This is a genomic window from Pseudoalteromonas sp. MB47 (genome assembly GCF_011319765.1).
Lineage (GTDB): Bacteria > Pseudomonadota > Gammaproteobacteria > Enterobacterales > Alteromonadaceae > Pseudoalteromonas > Pseudoalteromonas simplex.
The window spans coordinates 383,822-401,302 of sequence record NZ_VFBD01000004.1 but is presented as its reverse complement, the minus strand read 5'-3'; the positions used below and the strand labels follow the sequence as shown (position 1 = coordinate 401,302).

12 protein-coding genes are annotated in these 17,481 nt (G+C 41.3%); 6 read left to right on the top strand and 6 right to left on the bottom strand.

Features of this window, described 5'->3' with window-relative positions; translation table 11 throughout:
- Window positions 1-72: 72 nt before the first annotated feature.
- The gene (locus IMPJCBKJ_RS02400) at window positions 73-2,472 is read left to right on the top strand and encodes a TonB-dependent receptor (RefSeq protein ID WP_166338590.1); all 2,400 of its coding nucleotides are present in this window, start codon (window positions 73-75) and stop codon (window positions 2,470-2,472) included.
- 48 nt (window positions 2,473-2,520) lie between these two features.
- Here the strand turns inward: IMPJCBKJ_RS02400 and IMPJCBKJ_RS02395 are convergent, their stop codons facing one another.
- Window positions 2,521-3,738, bottom strand: a complete 1,218-nt coding sequence (locus IMPJCBKJ_RS02395) for a sugar efflux transporter (protein WP_346774149.1) — start codon at window positions 3,736-3,738, stop codon at window positions 2,521-2,523.
- A gap of 134 nt (window positions 3,739-3,872) precedes the next feature.
- The gene (locus IMPJCBKJ_RS02390; RefSeq protein ID WP_166338588.1) at window positions 3,873-6,371 is read right to left on the bottom strand and encodes a S8 family serine peptidase; all 2,499 of its coding nucleotides are present in this window, start codon (window positions 6,369-6,371) and stop codon (window positions 3,873-3,875) included.
- 556 nt (window positions 6,372-6,927) lie between these two features.
- On the opposite strand from IMPJCBKJ_RS02390, the gene IMPJCBKJ_RS02385 reads away from it, so the two are divergent.
- The 4 genes from IMPJCBKJ_RS02385 to IMPJCBKJ_RS02370 are packed head-to-tail and all read left to right on the top strand — an operon-like array spanning window position 6,928 to window position 10,059.
- Window positions 6,928-8,442 (top strand): curlin, encoded by a 1,515-nt coding sequence (locus tag IMPJCBKJ_RS02385; protein WP_138599242.1) that lies wholly within the window; start codon window positions 6,928-6,930, stop codon window positions 8,440-8,442.
- A 36-nt stretch (window positions 8,443-8,478) separates the two neighbouring features.
- A complete protein-coding gene (locus IMPJCBKJ_RS02380; protein WP_138599254.1) occupies window positions 8,479-8,871 on the top strand; it encodes a curli production assembly/transport protein CsgE in 393 nt (130 codons plus the stop codon).
- A 1-nt stretch (window position 8,872) separates the two neighbouring features.
- Window positions 8,873-9,286 (top strand): curli assembly protein CsgF, encoded by a 414-nt coding sequence (locus tag IMPJCBKJ_RS02375; RefSeq protein ID WP_228290569.1) that lies wholly within the window; start codon window positions 8,873-8,875, stop codon window positions 9,284-9,286.
- Window positions 9,286-10,059: a CsgG/HfaB family protein gene (locus IMPJCBKJ_RS02370; RefSeq protein WP_054554014.1), complete on the top strand. Its 774-nt coding sequence runs from the start codon at window positions 9,286-9,288 to the stop codon at window positions 10,057-10,059. The genes IMPJCBKJ_RS02375 and IMPJCBKJ_RS02370 overlap by 1 nt, the downstream gene beginning before the upstream one ends.
- A 149-nt stretch (window positions 10,060-10,208) precedes the next feature.
- Here the strand turns inward: IMPJCBKJ_RS02370 and IMPJCBKJ_RS02365 are convergent, their stop codons facing one another.
- The 4 genes from IMPJCBKJ_RS02365 to IMPJCBKJ_RS02350 all read right to left on the bottom strand — a co-directional run bounded on the left by IMPJCBKJ_RS02365 (window position 10,209) and on the right by IMPJCBKJ_RS02350 (window position 14,947).
- On the bottom strand, window positions 10,209-10,907 hold the full coding sequence (locus IMPJCBKJ_RS02365) for a response regulator transcription factor (RefSeq protein ID WP_054554015.1): 699 nt from the start codon (window positions 10,905-10,907) through the stop codon (window positions 10,209-10,211).
- Window positions 10,908-11,070: 163 nt separating this feature from the next.
- Entirely contained in the window at window positions 11,071-12,579 is a 1,509-nt protein-coding gene (locus IMPJCBKJ_RS02360) for a trehalase family glycosidase (RefSeq protein ID WP_138599239.1), read from the bottom strand.
- 2 nt (window positions 12,580-12,581) lie between these two features.
- Window positions 12,582-13,838, bottom strand: coding sequence for an MFS transporter (locus IMPJCBKJ_RS02355; protein ID WP_166338586.1), 1,257 nt, complete (start codon window positions 13,836-13,838; stop codon window positions 12,582-12,584).
- Window positions 13,839-13,942: 104 nt separating this feature from the next.
- Window positions 13,943-14,947 carry a substrate-binding domain-containing protein gene (locus IMPJCBKJ_RS02350; protein WP_054554018.1) on the bottom strand — a complete coding sequence of 335 codons (1,005 nt, stop codon included), beginning with the start codon at window positions 14,945-14,947 and terminating at the stop codon, window positions 13,943-13,945.
- Between the two features lie 256 nt (window positions 14,948-15,203).
- On the opposite strand from IMPJCBKJ_RS02350, the gene IMPJCBKJ_RS02345 reads away from it, so the two are divergent.
- Window positions 15,204-17,462 (top strand): TonB-dependent receptor, encoded by a 2,259-nt coding sequence (locus IMPJCBKJ_RS02345; RefSeq protein WP_166338584.1) that lies wholly within the window; start codon window positions 15,204-15,206, stop codon window positions 17,460-17,462.
- The last annotated feature ends 19 nt before the right edge of the window (window positions 17,463-17,481 follow it).

The window sequence follows — 17,481 nt, the reverse complement described above, 5'->3', positions numbered from 1 at the left end:
TGTTATCTTAACTTAATCGATTAAGAAAACAATTTAGACAACAAACCATCTGGGATTGAGACGAGGCACATTATGACAACACACAAACATGCCCTTTATACATTAAGCGCGCTTGCATTAGCAGTAAGCCAAAACTTACACGCCGAAGAGCAAGCACAACCTGAGGCTAAAAAAAGCGGCCTTGAAACTATCGTTGTAACCGGTGTACCACGCCGTACAACCATCATGGCATCAAGCTCATCGGTTAGCAGTGTTACATTAGCTGAAATTGAAGTATCAACACCACGCTCTACTGCAGAAGCCTTCAGAACAATTCCGGGTGTACGTTCAGAATCGACGGGCGGTGAAGGTAACGCAAATATCGCGGTACGTGGTTTACCGGTTGCATCGGGCGGTGCTAAATTCTTGCAACTACAAGAAGATGGCTTACCTGTTATGCAGTTTGGCGATATTGCCTTTGGTAACGCAGACATTTTCATGCGTTTAGATTCAACAGTACAAAGTGTTGAATCAATCCGTGGTGGCTCAGCATCAACAGCAGCAAGTGATGCCCCAGGTGGTATCATCAACTTTATTTCAAAAACAGGTGAGAACGAATCAGGCAGTGTATCAACCACTGTTGGCCTTGATTATGACTCTATTCGTACGGACTTTGAGTATGGTACTTACCTAAACGACAGTGTGCGCTATCACATTGGTGGCTTTGTTCGCCAAGGCGAAGGCCCGCGTGAAACTGGTTATACATCTAATAAAGGTGGCCAAATTAAGGCAAACCTAACGAAAGAATTTGATGCCGGTTATGTACGTGTGTACTTTAAACACCTCGATGATAAAAGCGTAGGTTACCTACCTATGCCTATGTACTCAGATGGCGATTCAATCCCAGGTTTCGATGCGCAATCAGATACGCCGCATTCTGCTCTTTTCACACAAACGCTGCGTTTAAATGGTGATAACCAAATCAGCACGGGCGATATGACCGACGGTATGAACCCAGTTGTTACCTCAGTAGGTTTTGAAGCAGCATTTGATTTAGAAAACGACTGGCGCATCGAAAACCGCTTTAGAACGTCATCAGTAAGCGGTAACTTTATTTCTCTTATTCCAGCTGAAGTTGCAAGTGCAAGCTCTATTGCTTCTAGTATTGCTGGTGATGGTGCATCGCTTGTTTATGCAAATGGTGGTTCAGCAGGCGAAGCCTATGGCGATGACGATTTAGCAATGCGTATTCACACATTCGATGTAACGCTAAACGACATGGGCTCAATTGTTAATGACCTTAAGTTAACTAAGTCGTTCTCTGATGACACCAGTGTCACGTTTGGTTACTTTGCATCAAGCCAATCGATTGATATGTCGTGGCTTTGGAACTCATATGTTATGGAGCTAAAAGGCGACAACGCGGCATTACTTGACGTTTACGCTGCAAATGGCGACAGCTACTCAGATAATGGCTTGTACGCTTATGGTACACCTTACTGGGGTAACTGCTGTCAACGTAACTACGACACAGAATACGAAACACGCGCACCTTACATTAACTTAGCCACTAAGTTTGGCGATTTAAGCATTGATGCAAGTGCTCGCTATGATTCAGGTGAAGCACGCGGTAACTACGCAGGTGCCGTAACATCAACAATTGATATGAATGGCGACGGTACCATCTCAATTCCTGAGCAAAGTGTTGCTGGTATTGATAATGCAAATCCTAGCATTGTTAACTACGACTGGCACTACAGCTCATACTCAATTGGTGCGAACTACCAAATTGATCCAAGCTTTGCGACATTTGCCCGCTTAAGTAAAGGCGGCCGCGCGAATGCAGACCGCTTATTATTTGGTAAAGTAGAAGCAGATGGTTCGGTTGCCGAAGCCGATGCAATTGATGAAGTAAATCAATACGAAATCGGTGTGAAAAAACGTTTTGATTCACTATCAGTATTTGCAACTGCATTCTACGCAGAAACAGAAGAGCAAAACTTCGAAGCAACATCACAAAAGTTCTTTGACCGCGAGTACGAAGCAAAAGGTATTGAGGTTGAATCAACCTACTACGTAGGTGATTGGGATTTCCGTGGTAACTTTACTTGGACAGACGCAGAAATTGCTAAAGATGCGTTATCGCCAGAGTTAGTCGGTAATACACCACGTCGTCAAGCTGACCTTATTTACTCTCTAATGGCAACTTACAACTTTGACAAAGGTGCTGCAGGCCTAAGCTTTATTGGTACAACGGATGCTTACGCACAAGACAGTAACGACCTTGAGTTTGATGGCTATACACAAGTGAATGGCTTTGTAAGTTACAATCTATCTGAAAACTTAAGTCTATCGCTTAACGTGAACAACCTGTTCGACACCGTAGGTATCACAGAAGCAGAAGAAGGCTCAGTACCAGATAACGACATTATTCGTGCCCGTACTATCAACGGCCGTACAACGTCGCTTACTTTAAAATACTCTTTCTATTAATTACTCTCCTCCCTCGTTTTAGCCCAGTGTTTACTGGGCTTTTTGCGTTTATGTGTTCTTACCAACAGTAACAAAAGGGTGCTGTATTTGACTAGGTTGCTGCTCATTTCGTTTTACATAACTAAATAGTATTAAGCACCCAAGGGCTAAACTTGCTGCTAACATTGAGCCAAGTGTTGCAAACCTAAAACTATAAAACTGTGCAACAACCCCAGTTGCCCCTGCCCCGCACATAACACCCAGTTTAATGGCGTTCGTGTAAAACGCTGAGGTAAACCCTATTCGTTCGGGGAGCTGATCTTGTAATACGGTTAAGCCAATGCCCGCAAAAATACCGTAAAACAACCCATTCAATACTTGCAACGCGATCAAATGCCAAACTTGAGTGGCAAAAAATACCCCTAAATAAAATACAATGGCACAACAAAATGCCACCGCAAGCATCGACACTTTACTGTATTTTTTAGCAAGCTTTGCCCCATACAGCATGATAGGAATTTCTAACAGCGCCACTACACCCATAAACAGCCCAGGCGTATGTTCAGCGAATCCTAGTTCAGTAATGCTATAGAGCGGCAGTGCCGATGAATACATAATATTGCCCGTTGAACCAAGCATAATAGCTAAGCCCAACAACCAAAATGATAAACTCGCTGCGGCTGCAGGCTCTCTGCCGTTTTGTGATTTCTTAGCGCTGTAGTCAGGAATAAACTTAAATGCAAAAAAAAGAGCAACCAAGGCACACACCGCAGCAAAGTAAAACGAGCGGCTAAACTCGCCTCCAGCGGCTAACAAATAACCAAGTGGCGGACCGCCCACCCAAGCAAAGGAAATAGCAGCACGTAAACGGGAATTAAAACTGGTGATGTCGATGTTCTGTTGACGCCCAGCCCATTGTCTTGCCACGGTCATCATTTGCGGAATTGCCGCATTACCCATCGCAAGAAACAACACGCCTGCGAGCAAGACTTGCCAAAATGCAGTAGCATTCGCAAAGGCCACTAACGCACACACCATACCCGATACAGCCACCATAAATAACTTTCGCGCACTGGTGCCTTTATCAGCCATGCTACCTAGCCACTGACTGATAACTAACCCCATAATGGTGACCGCCACCACATAAACACCTAAGTACATAGGGGGTGCTCGCAGCCCTTCTACAATAAATAAGCTCATCAATGGGTTAACGAATGCCCCCATTAACCCGGTTAGCATACTTAGAAGAATAAAAATTACACCATGCTGTTTCAGCAATGCTTTCACTCACAACCCCACATCAATACGACAAGTCAACATTTAAAGGGCGCATATTATACATTGTTGTAGTAGAAAACTCATTTTGTAATACAAATAAAAAAGCCCAGCGGGGAAACTGGGCTTTGTCGTGTGGAACAATGTTAGTCGAAGGACACTGTTACTGGGTTAGAACAAGTCGTTTCAGTTACACAGACTTGATACTCATAGCTTGGCAACTCAGCCTTACGCTGTACATCGCGGTAGAAACCACGATCAGCGACTGTTTCAAGTAGTTCACCGTTACGATAAATGCTTACTTGATCGGCCACTGTTTGCCAACCTAAATCAACACGCATCGTACCTAATCGTGTTTTACTTGCACGTTTAACAGATAGCTCAATTTCGACATCAGATACCACAACCGTTTGTGTAAACGTATCTGTTTGACCTTCGCTATCGGTCGCAGTTAGCGTTACTTCATAGCTACCCGCTTGTGCGTAACTATGCATAGGGTCAGCATCTGTTGAAGAAGCACCGTCACCAAAGTCCCACGCCCAAGCAACAATATCATCGTTACTATCAGTGCTGGTGTTAGTGAAAGTGACATTTAAGCCTGATGTTTCAAATGCAAAGCCAGCTTGTGGTGGCTGCGGGCTTACTTCACCAATAGCGCTAAACGTCAGTGACCAGCTGTTTAAAGTACCCGTATCAGCTGACAGTACGTCTTTCACATTAAGTACCCAATCACCTGTCGCAACTTCACCATTAAAGTTTGCTAGCGAATAGCTTTGTACTAGGTCGTCGGCACCACCACCTGATTGGCTGTGTAGTGTAGCTGTTGTACCTTGCGGCGACGTTAAGGTAACAACTAAATCACCAATGTAAGTATGAGCAATATCAATACTTGCATCCGTTGAGAAAACCGTCAGCTCATCTGCAACTGTAATGATTGAATCAACACCCGTGTCATTGTTATCTGGAATAGACACTGGTGTTTCATTTGAGTAAGTAAAGTCATTTAAGCCAACAGGGTTAACAAACAATGACGCACTGCTTTGTTTAGCTAGCTCGCCCGATGTTGCATCAACAACAAAACTATAGCTACCCCACGCTGTTGCCTCTTCTGTTGGTACAGTTAAAGTAACTACATCACCCGGTACCGCCTCAGTTTGCGATAGCGTTGCGCCCGCTAAGTCAGCTTGAAGTGCTAGGCTAACAACACCTTCCCACTGGGCGATTGAGCCAATTTCAAAGGTATAAGTTGCCGTTTCACCAGCAGTAATCTGCTGTGAACTTGGCGAAACCGAGATTTTGAAGCTTGGAGTCGGATCAGCTTGTTCTAGTGCCTGATTCACATTTAAACGATTGCCAGACACTGTTTTACCTTGTAGTGCTTCATTCTGGTCACCGCTATTCATTAGCAACTCTTTGAGTTCAAGCGCTGTTAAATCAGGATTAATCGATAGCACTAATGCTGCGGCACCCGCAACATGTGGTGTTGCCATTGAAGTACCCGAATAACTAGCATAACCATTGCCCGGTACCGTTGATAAAATAGCACTACCCGGTGCACCTAAATCAACACTGGTTAAACCCCATTGTGAAAAGCTAGACATGTTATCTCTGCTATCAGTGCTGGCAACAGATAATACGCTGTCGTGCTCGTAGTTTGACGGATAGTGAGGGTTTTGGTCATTATCAACCGCATCGTTACCCGCAGCAGCAACGAATAAGATATCAGCTTGTTCACTCGCTGTGATAGCATCCGCTAGAGCTTGGCTAAAGCCACCACCGCCCCAACTGTTATTTAGAACACGTAAATTTACGCCTTGATTCTTAAGATCAACCATGTAATCGATACATTTAATAGCGTCAGAAGTGGAACCGGTACCATCTGCACTTAAAAATTTACAACCTACAATCGATACTTCGTGGTTAACACCTACAATACCCGTGCTGTTATTACCTGACGCGCCAATTGTACCCGATACGTGAGTACCATGGCCTTGGTCATCCATTGGATCACCAGAGTCAGTGATAGCATTAATACCGTGAACGTCATCAACATAACCATTACCGTCGTTATCGATGCCATCTCCTGGAATTTCGCCTGGGTTGATCCATGCATTATCAGCTAAGTCTTCATGGCTGTAATCAACACCCGTGTCAATCACACCAACAACAACATCGCGACTACCTGTTGAGATAGACCATGCTTCAAGCGCATCGATGTCAGCATCATCTACACCACCTGTCTGACCTTCATTGTGTAACCCCCACAATGATGAAAAATCTGGATCATTAGGCGCACTTGCAATTGAGACTCGATAATCTGGTTCTACATATTCTATGGCGGCATGAGTTTGTAGACGCTTGATAGCTTCTTTTGTACTCATTCCTGCAATTTTAAACTTAGCTAAACGGCCAGATAAAATCGCTGAGTAATTATCATCAACACCATCTTTATTCATATCGCTGATTGTGGCTCTGACTAAGCTACGAGCATGAGCACGCATTGCTGCAGAAGTGCCCTTTTTATACATAACGAGTACAGAATCTTCACTTGCACCGACGAGAGTTGTTTTTGCTGGTGTGCTGATTTGCGCAGCACCTATACAAGGTAATAAGGCGAGGCTTAATACAGATAATTTAGTTTTCATATTTACTATCCATAATTAGTAATACTGACCGAATCAACATGATTCGACCACCAAAGCTCATTACTTCTGAAAATGATTATCACGCGGCATACCCCATAAATGGCGAATTGCAGATAACAGGCAAGGAAAAAAATTAAACAGGCAGCAAATCCATGCTTTTTTACCAATTTAGATTCTAAATTCAGATAAAAATCAGCCTTTTTCGTGACAAATGGAGCGTCAATTAGCCGAGGTTATTTATCAAACTTTTTTACTGCTTTGTAATAATTCCTCATATCAAAACCTGATTAGATAATTATAAGATCATGAAAATAAAGAATTAATTAAAACCACAAAAACTGCTGATTTTATATTATTCCATATCTGTCTAAAGTGATTTTCTGTTAATTGCTTTATCTTTTCAGTGCATTTAACAATTTTGCTTCATTCACTTCTGATTGTTAGCGAACACTTGAATATCACGCAATTTAATCCGGCAAGGCATGCCGGTACATGGCCCTAAAAGCAAAAATAATATTTTAGGGCTTTGATTAATAATAATTTAAAGGAAATAATCATGAAGTTAAGAAAGTCTCTTCTTACCTGTGCAATCACCTTTGCACTCGGTTCAAGCTTTGCTGCTAACGCAAATACTGATGACAAAGCGCAGTCTAGCTCTGAGCTTGCTACTCAGGTAACAACTTTAGGTGTTAGCAACTCAATTATTCTAGATCAAGTATCTGTAACAGGTGTGGGTAATGAAGCAGTTATTACCCAGCAAGGCACTGGACAACGTGCAGAAACCGTCAGTATTGGTGACGGCAATATGGTTCAAGTTAACCAAGCACAAACATCTAACTTATCACTTATTTATAATACAGGTGATTTCAATGATGTTGCTCATACTCAGAATGGCACAATGAATGGCGCACTGTCTGAAACAGTAGGTAACGACAACGCTATTCGTGTTGAACAACAAGGTGCTGGCTTCTTTGGTATTAATAATGAAGCTATTAACACAGTTACAGGTGATGAAAATACAATTACTGTAACCCAAGGTGATGGGGGCCACTGGTTCTACAACTTCGATTTAGAAGGCAATAGCAACACAGTAAGCTCTGAGCAAGTTGGTTTATTAAATGAAGCTACATTTAATACTGTCATTGGTGATGACAACACGATTGAAGTAGCTCAAGAAGGCTTATTCAACGCCTTTACGTCAGATGAAATTGTCGGCAATGGCAACGACATTACAATTGACCAGACCGGTGCCTTTAACAGTGCAACATTAACTTCTGTTCGTGGTGATTACAACGAAGTTGAACTTGAGCAAGATGGCGACTCAAACACTGCGTTAATTGCTGAAGTTACAGGTAATGATAACGAAGTTAAATCAGACCAAGAAGGCAACAGCAATAGCTTTGAATCAGCGGTATTAATTGGTGACGGCAATACGTTACTTGTTAATCAAAAGCAAGATGGGAATACTGCAGGCTTAGATGCAATTGGCAATGATAACGAGCTAACGGCATTCCAAAATGGTAACGGCAATGATGTATACCTTGGCGCAATTGGCAATGATAATGAATTTGTTGCAAACCAAATTGGTGATGCAAACAGTGCACATATTGCTAACTTCAATGGCAACGATAATAACGTTGATATTGCACAAGCAGGTGATGAAAACACGGTACTGGTTCAGTCTTCTTATCCAGATACATCGCTATCTTCAAATGATAATGATATTGCGATTAACCAAGAAGGTAATCTAAATGAAGCCGCACTAACGTTTGCAAGTGTGCTTGATAGCAACAATAACCAGGTTGCTTTCACACAAGTTGGTGAACTGAATGCGATTGACCTTATCATGGAAGGAAGTAGCAATTCAGTTGATATTAGCCAAACTGGTTCTGAAAACTTTGTTGCAGGCATTGGTGAAGGCGCATTCTTGTTAGGTGGTGAAGGTAATTCACTGGTAGTTGTCCAAGAAGGTAATGCTAACCTTGTAGAAGGCTCAATGATTGGCTCTAACAGCACGGTCGTTATCACTCAGCTAGGTGATGGCAATATCGCGACTGTAACCCAAGAATAATCATATTTAGGGGGAGCCTTGCTCCCTCATTTCGCTATGAAATTAAATAACTTTCTCCGCATATGTTGTATCTTGCTTGCAGCTCATAGTGCTGCTAGTTATGGCGAAGATCTCGAAATTGATGGTTTAGTACTCGATAGAAGCATTAGCCGATTTGGCCATCAATTTTATTTTGAGTTTGCCAATCTTTGGCGTGACTTACCTTCAACAGCTGGCTTTAATATCGAAATAAAAGAAACGGTATTACCTCGAGCGGGTACTCGCCTTGTTTTAAGAATGAACAACCAAATTGTGTACGTTACCTACCTAGGGCGTCGTTTAGAGCCATTAGATGAGCGTGTTAAACAAGCCATGTATAGCGTAATGGATGCAATGGCGCGTAACAAAATGCAGCAATCATCACCTGATATGGCAAAAAATGGATGGTAAAATGAAATACTTAACAACACTAATAATAATACTCTGCCCCCTCTACAGTTGGGCAACTGAACTCGTTTATACCCCTATAAATCCAAGTTTTGGTGGCAGTCCACTCAATGGCAGCATGCTGCTTAATAAAGCGCAATCCCAGAATAAACATAAAGCGCCAACAATCGAACAAACTTATGGTGAAAAATTTCAAGACTCATTAGAGCGTACCTATTTAAATCGCATGGTTCGTGAGATCACCGATATGGCGTTTGGTGATGAAATCGACGACAGTATTTTTAACGGTGACTCTATCTTCATGACAGGTGATTATGAAATTCAGATCATTACCAGTACTAGCGATTCTATTACTGTAAGAATAACAAATACTTCTGATGGAACAATTACAGTTATTGAAGTACCGAGGTTTGGATAATGAGAAGTTTAATCTTAACCACACTAATCGTAATTTTGTCGGGTTGTTCATCAATGGGCAATTTAATTCCACCGACAAAGCAACTCGCAAGTACACTAGAGCCAACAGAAACCTTTAAGGCATTGCAAGCACTTCCACAACCAGTGGGCAGCATTCCTGTTTCTGTGTATTCATTTCGCGACCAAACTGGGCAATACAAACCTCAAGCTAATGTCAGTTCGTTTTCTACCGCAGTGACCCAAGGCGCAAACTCTATTTTAGTGCAAGCATTACATGAATCAGATTGGTTTATTCCGGTAGAACGTGAAGGTCTACAAAATATTTTGACTGAGCGTAAAATTATTCGTGCCGCGCAAGCCGAAAACGACAAACTGCCTGAACTGCCACCGCTTACGACTGCAAAAATAATCTTAGAAGGCGGTATCATCAGCTACGATACTAATATTAAAACGGGCGGTATTGGGATGGAATACTTCGGGATTGGCGCATCAGAGTTATACCGTGAGGATGCAATCTCAATTTATTTACGCGCTGTCGATGTTCGCACAGGCCAAGTTTTGCTATCCGTTGCGACAAGCAAAAAAGTGCTCAGTCAAGAAATGCGCGCAGGGTTCTTTCGCTATGTCAGTTACAAGCGTTTAGCTGAAGCAGAAGCCGGTTTTACCGACAACGAGCCTATGAGCATCTGCGTAACTCAAGCAATAGAAAAAGCATTAAGTGATCTTGTACTAAAAGGTATTAACAAAGGTATTTGGGCTGCAAAAGCGGTCTAATTGAATTGTGGCGCTGAACATCACAGCGTCACACACTTAAAATGAACTGCCGACTTTCGTCACCAAGAACTACTACTAACCATGCTAGAGCTAAGCACTGGGTAAAATCACTCTCCTTTAAACGCAATACTTACACCTTTGGATTATAATCACTGTGTATTTTGTAAAGACAAACTCACTGCCATGTAGCTTTGTGCCCAGTTAGCTAGTTCTACGCGATTACGTGATGATGTTTTCTTAAATGCGCTGTAAAGATGGGTTTTAACCGTATGATCGCTGATGTTTAAACGCTCTGCGATATCTCGATTACTCGCGCCTTGTGCAAGTAGATGAATCACTGATTTCTCGCGTTTAGTTAGTAAGCTGAGATCAATATCGTTATTTACCGAATCATTACTGGCACTAAATTGACTACGAGACATAGCATAAAGCATGTGATTAAAGGTTGTAGAAATACTTTTACGACTAAAAAATAACTCACCATTGATCACTCTCACAAGCCCTGAAAAAATATCTTCAGGTGATTGCTCGGCAAAAAACACGCCTTTAATGCCATTTAAAAGTAGGTTCTTTTCACAGATGGCGTCAGCATCTGCATTAAAAATAACCACTGAGTTTTGCTTAGCAAGTTGTACTAATTCTGCTGGTAATAAGTCTTTCCAATCGGTGTTAGTGCTATCTATCAGATAAAGATCAAATTCGTCGCGCATCGCATCTTGGGGTAAGCTTGTATCTACTTTGACGCGGACAAAGAATGCATCAAGCATCTTGATTAAATATTGATAGCTTTGACTACGGTTTTGCAGTTTTGGTTGTGCTTTTAGAAAAACAGAAGTTGGTTGAATCATCTCATTTCTTCCTTGAAACATTTTATTCACAATACCCAATTTGGATACATGATTCAACCATTTATAATCCTTTATTTTAGTAATTTACAACATCACCAATCCATTTAGATGGCCAGACGCGAGAGTTAACAAATTGTAAACAACCATACTCGCATCTCCCCTTTTACAGTGAGTCATTGAGTAGTTTATAAAAACGTGATGTTACGCCGTTCGTCCAACCAAACCCTTGTTGTACTGTGTATTCACCGCCACCAGCACGACTTACCAATTCACATACATTGTATTTTTCAAGAAGACACTTATCCTCAGCAAAACGCATTTCGATCATACTCAACCAATTTTTCATGACAGCTTCAGCTTCGCTGATAAAGCCATAGTCAAGCAAACCCTTAACAGCAAACCATTGCAGAGGTGCCCAGCCATTAGGGCTATCCCACTGCTGAGGAGTATTAGATAATGTTGTAACTAACCCTCCAGGTTTTAAAAAGTCACTCATTAGTTTAGTTTTTACTTGCTGAGCTTGCTGCTCAGATGCTGCACCGACAAATAAAGGTACAGCCATTGCCATAGAATCAATGGGACTTTGCTTATTTAAACGAATATTAAAGTCTCTATAAACGCCTTTATCATTGTCCCAACAATATTGATTAATTGCTTCTAGTCTAAATAATGCCAATTCAGCAATTGCTCGACTTTTATGCTCTTTGTTAATTAAGCTGTAAAACCTTTCTAAGGTCTTTTCGAGGTTATAAACTAAACAATTTAAATCAATGGGTACTATATTTGTTGTTTCAATACTCTTCAAATCACTTGGCTCACTGAGCCAGCGACTGCTGAAATCCCACCCTGATTCACAGGCAGCACGAATATTTTGAAAGTAACTCAACTGCTGATCAGCTGAAAGATTTTGCGCATCATGCAAATCTTCTTTCAACGACTCTGGTCGTGGCGAGCGGGCGCTATCCCAATATCGATTTAAAATAGCCCCATCAGACATTTTAACGACACGCTTAGTAGCTTGTTTATCGTCAACTAACTCTTCACACCCTTTCATCCAAAACTGATATTCAGCTTCTAATGCCGCTATCGCATTTTCTAGCCAAGAAAAGTCTTTGCGTTGCTCATATTTAGCCTCCCATAATAGCGTAACCATCAAAGCTAAAACGGGCGGCTGAGACCGAGAGCTGTAATAAACTCTATTTCCATTTGGAATGCAGCCATTGCGCTTTTGCAAGTCAATAAAATTATTAACCATGGCTTCAATGGTTGCCAGGTCGCCTATGTCCTCAAGGCCTAATGCTGTAAAGTAACTATCCCAGTAGTAAATTTCTTGAAAACGTCCACCAGGAACAATGTAGTCAAACTGTAGAGGCATCAAAGAGCTTGATAAATCACTATCGGCACTGCGATGCAGGTGCGGCCATAGATCGAGTATATACTGGTTTACCGATGTCGTATTGAGTTTCGCCATTGGTATAGCTTGGTTGGCGAATGAAAAGTGTGACATAACAAACTCACGAAGCTTTTCACCTTGCAGAGGACCTACTAATTGGTATAACTCACTCGCACTCTGCCAAGATAAATTGGGGACTGCATCTGCAAATGTTTTAGAATCAGCAAAAATTTCTGCCATTTGCACATCTTTAAATAGCTGGCTATTAACAAAGTTCATAATCATTCCTTAATTGCCTGACGTGTCAGACCATTTTCTAAAACAAGCGTCGCTTTTTTAAACGCCGAAACACTTACTAACAACAGGACTATTGGCAGCAAAGTTAAATAAAAGGCGTGCTGGCCACTAAACTTATCGAACACAAAGCCCGTAATTATTGAACCCGTGGTGCCCCCTAAAGCCGAGAAAACAACGATTAAGCCAGTCATCGCAGCATGTTTATGCTTTTCTAAAGAACTCAGCATGACTGAGTTGAGTAAAGGGTAAATAGGTGCCATAAAAAAACCGACTAGAGGCAACATATATGCCGCAAAAGGCACATCAAAAATATTTTTTACTTGGCTGCCATCAACATCATGAGTAAGAGGTAAAACAAGTAAAATCAACAGCCCCATTGTAATCAGGCAAGTCAATAACATCTTGAACCAACTAATAAACCTAAGTACTTGCCCAGCAACCAAACGGCCAAGCGCTAACGCTGCAGCAAATAAACTAGCGAGCTGAATACTGACATCAACGGGGAGTTTTAAAACTTGATTGTTAAAGGTAGGCAGCCAGGTACCCACTCCTTGTTCAATTAAAACGTATAAAAAAGCACTAACTACAAAAATAAGCACTAAGGGTTGGTATGTTAATTTCAGCATATCTAAGAAAGCGTCTACTTGTGACTGTTTCTGGTTATGTAACTCAGGAGATTTAATAGGCGCTGTTAAAACAGTAAAGGTAGTCACTAAGACGATCGCTGCTAGCATGTAATATACATTCAACCATTCATTACTTTGGGGGTTATTAGCATCGATGAATAATGCAAAGATCCAGTAACCCGATAACACCCCAAGCATAAACACCCCTTCAATAGTGTTTAGCAAAGACGAATGTTTGTTCGCGTTATCAGAAAGTTGACCAATAATTGAGTAAACAGAGATTTTCACTACAGCGAAGCTACAACCAATTGCTGCAAATAATGCTTTTAGCACCCAAAATTCAGCAATGCTTGGCACCAATAAACAAAGAGCCGACACTAACAATAATGCACAGAGCATCGCGATTTTGTAGCCTATTCTTGGAATGAATGAAGCGACTAAAAAAGACATAATGGCAATGCTCAAATCCTTAAATCCCTCTAAAATAGAGGCATCCGTCTTGCTAACATCCAGGCTATTAATTGCTTGTAAAATAACAGTGCCTACACTATTGAGCATAATTGCAAATACAAAATAGCTGCTTGCTAACGCTATGGTAATTCTTAATGAAGCCATTTAACTATACCGAAAGTAATTTTTACTCAGTCTAGTTGAGTGGAATTTCTTTTGCAAACGTTTGCAATAACAAAATACACAATTTATTCACAAAAAACCGAACTCTATTTGCTAGATTGTCGATTTATCATTTCAATTTCAACAACTTGGGAGTTAACTTTTTGGCCTGCGAGTTGTGCAAGTAGTTTTTCAACCAAAATAATAGAGGCGCGCTGGGTATTTTGCTTAATAGTTGAAAGTGATGGATGACTAATATCAGCCATAGAAATGTCATCAAATCCGATAAGACCAACATCATTTGGTATGCTGATGTAGCGTTCTTTAAGGGCCTTCATAGCGCCAAGAGCAACCATATCACTACATGCCATAATCCCATCGAAACAAAGCCCCTTATCTACCAGTAACTGATTTATACCCTGATAGGCAGCTTTACTCGTGATATCGATAGACAGTACATTTGGCGTGGCTTTTGCCTTTGAAACTGCATCTAAGTAGCCTCTGTAGCGCTCACCAATTTCTGCGTGAGCAGGATCGCCCAAAAACAACACATTTTTTGCACCGTGCTCAAGTAAGCGTTCAGTGGCTAAACGGCCTCCCAAGTAATTATCACTACCAACTATAGGGTAATTACTTTCTGTTTTTGGATCTCCCCAAACAACCAATGGAACACCCGCATTTGCAGCTGCCTCAATATTCGCCTGGCTTTTACCTTGTCCGACAACAATCAAACCATCAGCCCGACGGCTGTTGATGAAATAATTGACCCAATCATCACTTGCCATAAATGAGTTAGAAAGTAACAGTTCGAGGCCATGCTTATTCAGTGCAAGGTTTATTTCGCCAACAAGTTTCAGTAAAAAAGGGTCATTAATTGATTGTTCTGTGTCACCATCAAGATTGATCATCACAGCAATCACATTGGTTTTTTGCGTTCGAAGACGGCTTGCAGCAGTATTCAGACTAAAGTTGTGTTTCTTCGCTAAACGCTGAAGCTTCTGCCTAGTTTCTAGTTTAATCAAAGGGTTATCATTAAGTGCTCTTGACACTGTCGAGGTAGATACACCTGCTAATTTAGCAAGATCAACTAATTTTAATTTTTTATCGTTCATGGCAGTAACACAGTAATCCTTAAACTGGGATAACAATATAGCATTTTTTTAAACAAACAACTGCTTAAAATTTTTTATTAAAAATCAATAACAAAACCAAGTTAACTGGAAGAAACCAAGAAAATTGTGAAAAACAGTTACAAAATTGTTTGCAAACGTTTGCATAAACTTCTATGGTTTAAATAGGCAAAGCATTAACAATTTTTTAAAATCTTGTTATGCAGTGTACTTAACAACAGATTAGTGGGAAAAAACTATGGCAACAAAACACACACGAACTGCAATTGCATCCGCAATTCTTTTAGCAATGTCAGGCCAAACTGCTTTTGCTGAAGAGCAGACACAACAGGCAGCAGAAGAAAAAGTAGAACGCATTATTGTATCTGGTACACCAGGTGGTGTAGGTGTTCGCAAAATTGACGCTGGTTATGCCGTGACGAATATTGATGCTGACCAAATTGTTAAACTTTCACCTAAAAGCACCGCGGACTTGTTTAAAGCTGTACCTGGTGTTTGGGTAGAAAGCTCTGGTGGTGAATCAGGCGCGAACGTATTTGTACGTGGCTTTCCGGGTGGTGGTGATGCACCATTTTTAACAATTAGCATTGATGGCTCTCCTATCTACCCTGCTCCGACGCTCTCATTTTTAGAAAACTCTTCTATTTTCCGTCTTGATGAAACAATTGAGACAATGGAAGCACTTCGCGGTGGCCCTAACCCAGTTGTTTCAAACGGTCAGCCCGGTTTAACAACAAACTTCCGCTTAAAGCGCGGTAGCGAAGATACCGAAGCTATTTTTAAGTACACAACATCTGATTATGACCTACAACGTATTGATGCGATGGTAAGTGGTGAAATTTCTGAAGATTTTTACTACATGGTAGGTGGTTACGTTAAGAGTTCACCTGGTATTCGTGACGCAGGTTTTACCTCAGAAAAAGGCAATCAATTTACGATTAACCTTACAAAGGTGCTAGACAATGGCACCATCAACTTATACAGCCGTCATACCGATGATCACGGTGCGTGGTACTTACCTACGCCTTTAAATGTTGAAGGTATTGATGCTGGCTACACACAACTTGGCACTCTAAATCGTCAAGCAACTATATATACTGGCCCTAACAATGATGAACATCAAATTGACTTAGGTGAAGGGCGCGGTTGGAAAGGTCATGTGTCTGGCGGTAGCGTCAAGCTTGAATTTGATAATGGCTGGCAGTTTGTAGATCGCTTTAACTTTACTAAAGGTGATGCAAATACCTACGGCCTTGTTCCAGCAGGCTCTGCAACAACATTGGGTGAAGTAGCAACTAATGGTGAAACCGCAGCAGGTGCAGCAACAGGCACTGTTTATGATGCAGATACACCAGTACAACAACTTGGCCGTTGGGTTGTATTAAAAGAAATTAGTTCATTCACTAATGATCTTGCCTTTTCTAAAGACTTTGGTGACCTGTCTGCCGCATTCGGTTATTACACAGCAACCACATCAGCAAACGACTGGTGGAGCTTAGGAAACGCTGCTTATCATGTACTTGAAGCTGGCGGTGAGATGTTAAATGACATTGAGTGTAATGCAAGTACTGAAGGTTGTGCATGGAACTACGATATTAACTCGACAGGTGATGCACGCACCAATGCGTTTTACTCAACAGCTCAGTATAAAATCAATGATGCATTCACACTTGATGCAGGTATTCGTTTTGAAAATCACGAAGTAGAATACACGGTAGATGAAGGCCTAGATGGTGTTATTACTAAATCTATCCAGTACGATGAAAGCAAAACATCATGGACAACAGGTATTAACTACTCAATTAATGATGATATGGGTGTATTTGCACGTGTTAACCGTGGTTATAAAATGCCTTATTTCGATGATTTTCGTGATAACTACGGCGCTTACCAAGGCGGCGAAAAGTTAATCAAAGAAGTGACACAGGCTGAATTCGGTTACAAGCTTTTGACCGACAGTACTGATTTTTATGCCACTTTATTCACGAATGAAGTAAAAGGTGACACTTTTGTTCGTCGTCCAGGCGCCCCTGCTGAAATTTTAACAAATGAAGCATACGGTATTGAGCTTGATTACAACTATAACCACGAATCTGGTTTCTCAGTTAACTTAAACTCAACACTGCAAGAAACTGAGATCACAGAAAGCCCGACCAACGAAGGCAACGAAAGCCAACGTCAGCCAAAATGGCAAGTACGTGTTACACCGAGCTATGACTTTGAAGTCAGCGGCATGTATGCAACTCTATACGGCACAATTTCAGCAGTTGATGATCGTTGGGGCGACAACGAAAATACTGTTACATTAGAAGGCTATGAAAAAGTTGACCTAGGTTTAATTGTTGAGCCTATGGAAGGTATTAAAATACAGTTAGCTATTGATAACTTAACTGATGAACAAGGCATTACCGAAGGTGATCCTCGTAATGCTGATGCACCAAATGGCCGTTATATTATGCCTCGCACCACGCGTTTAAGCGTAAGTTATGAGTTTTAAACTCTCCTAAAATCCCTTG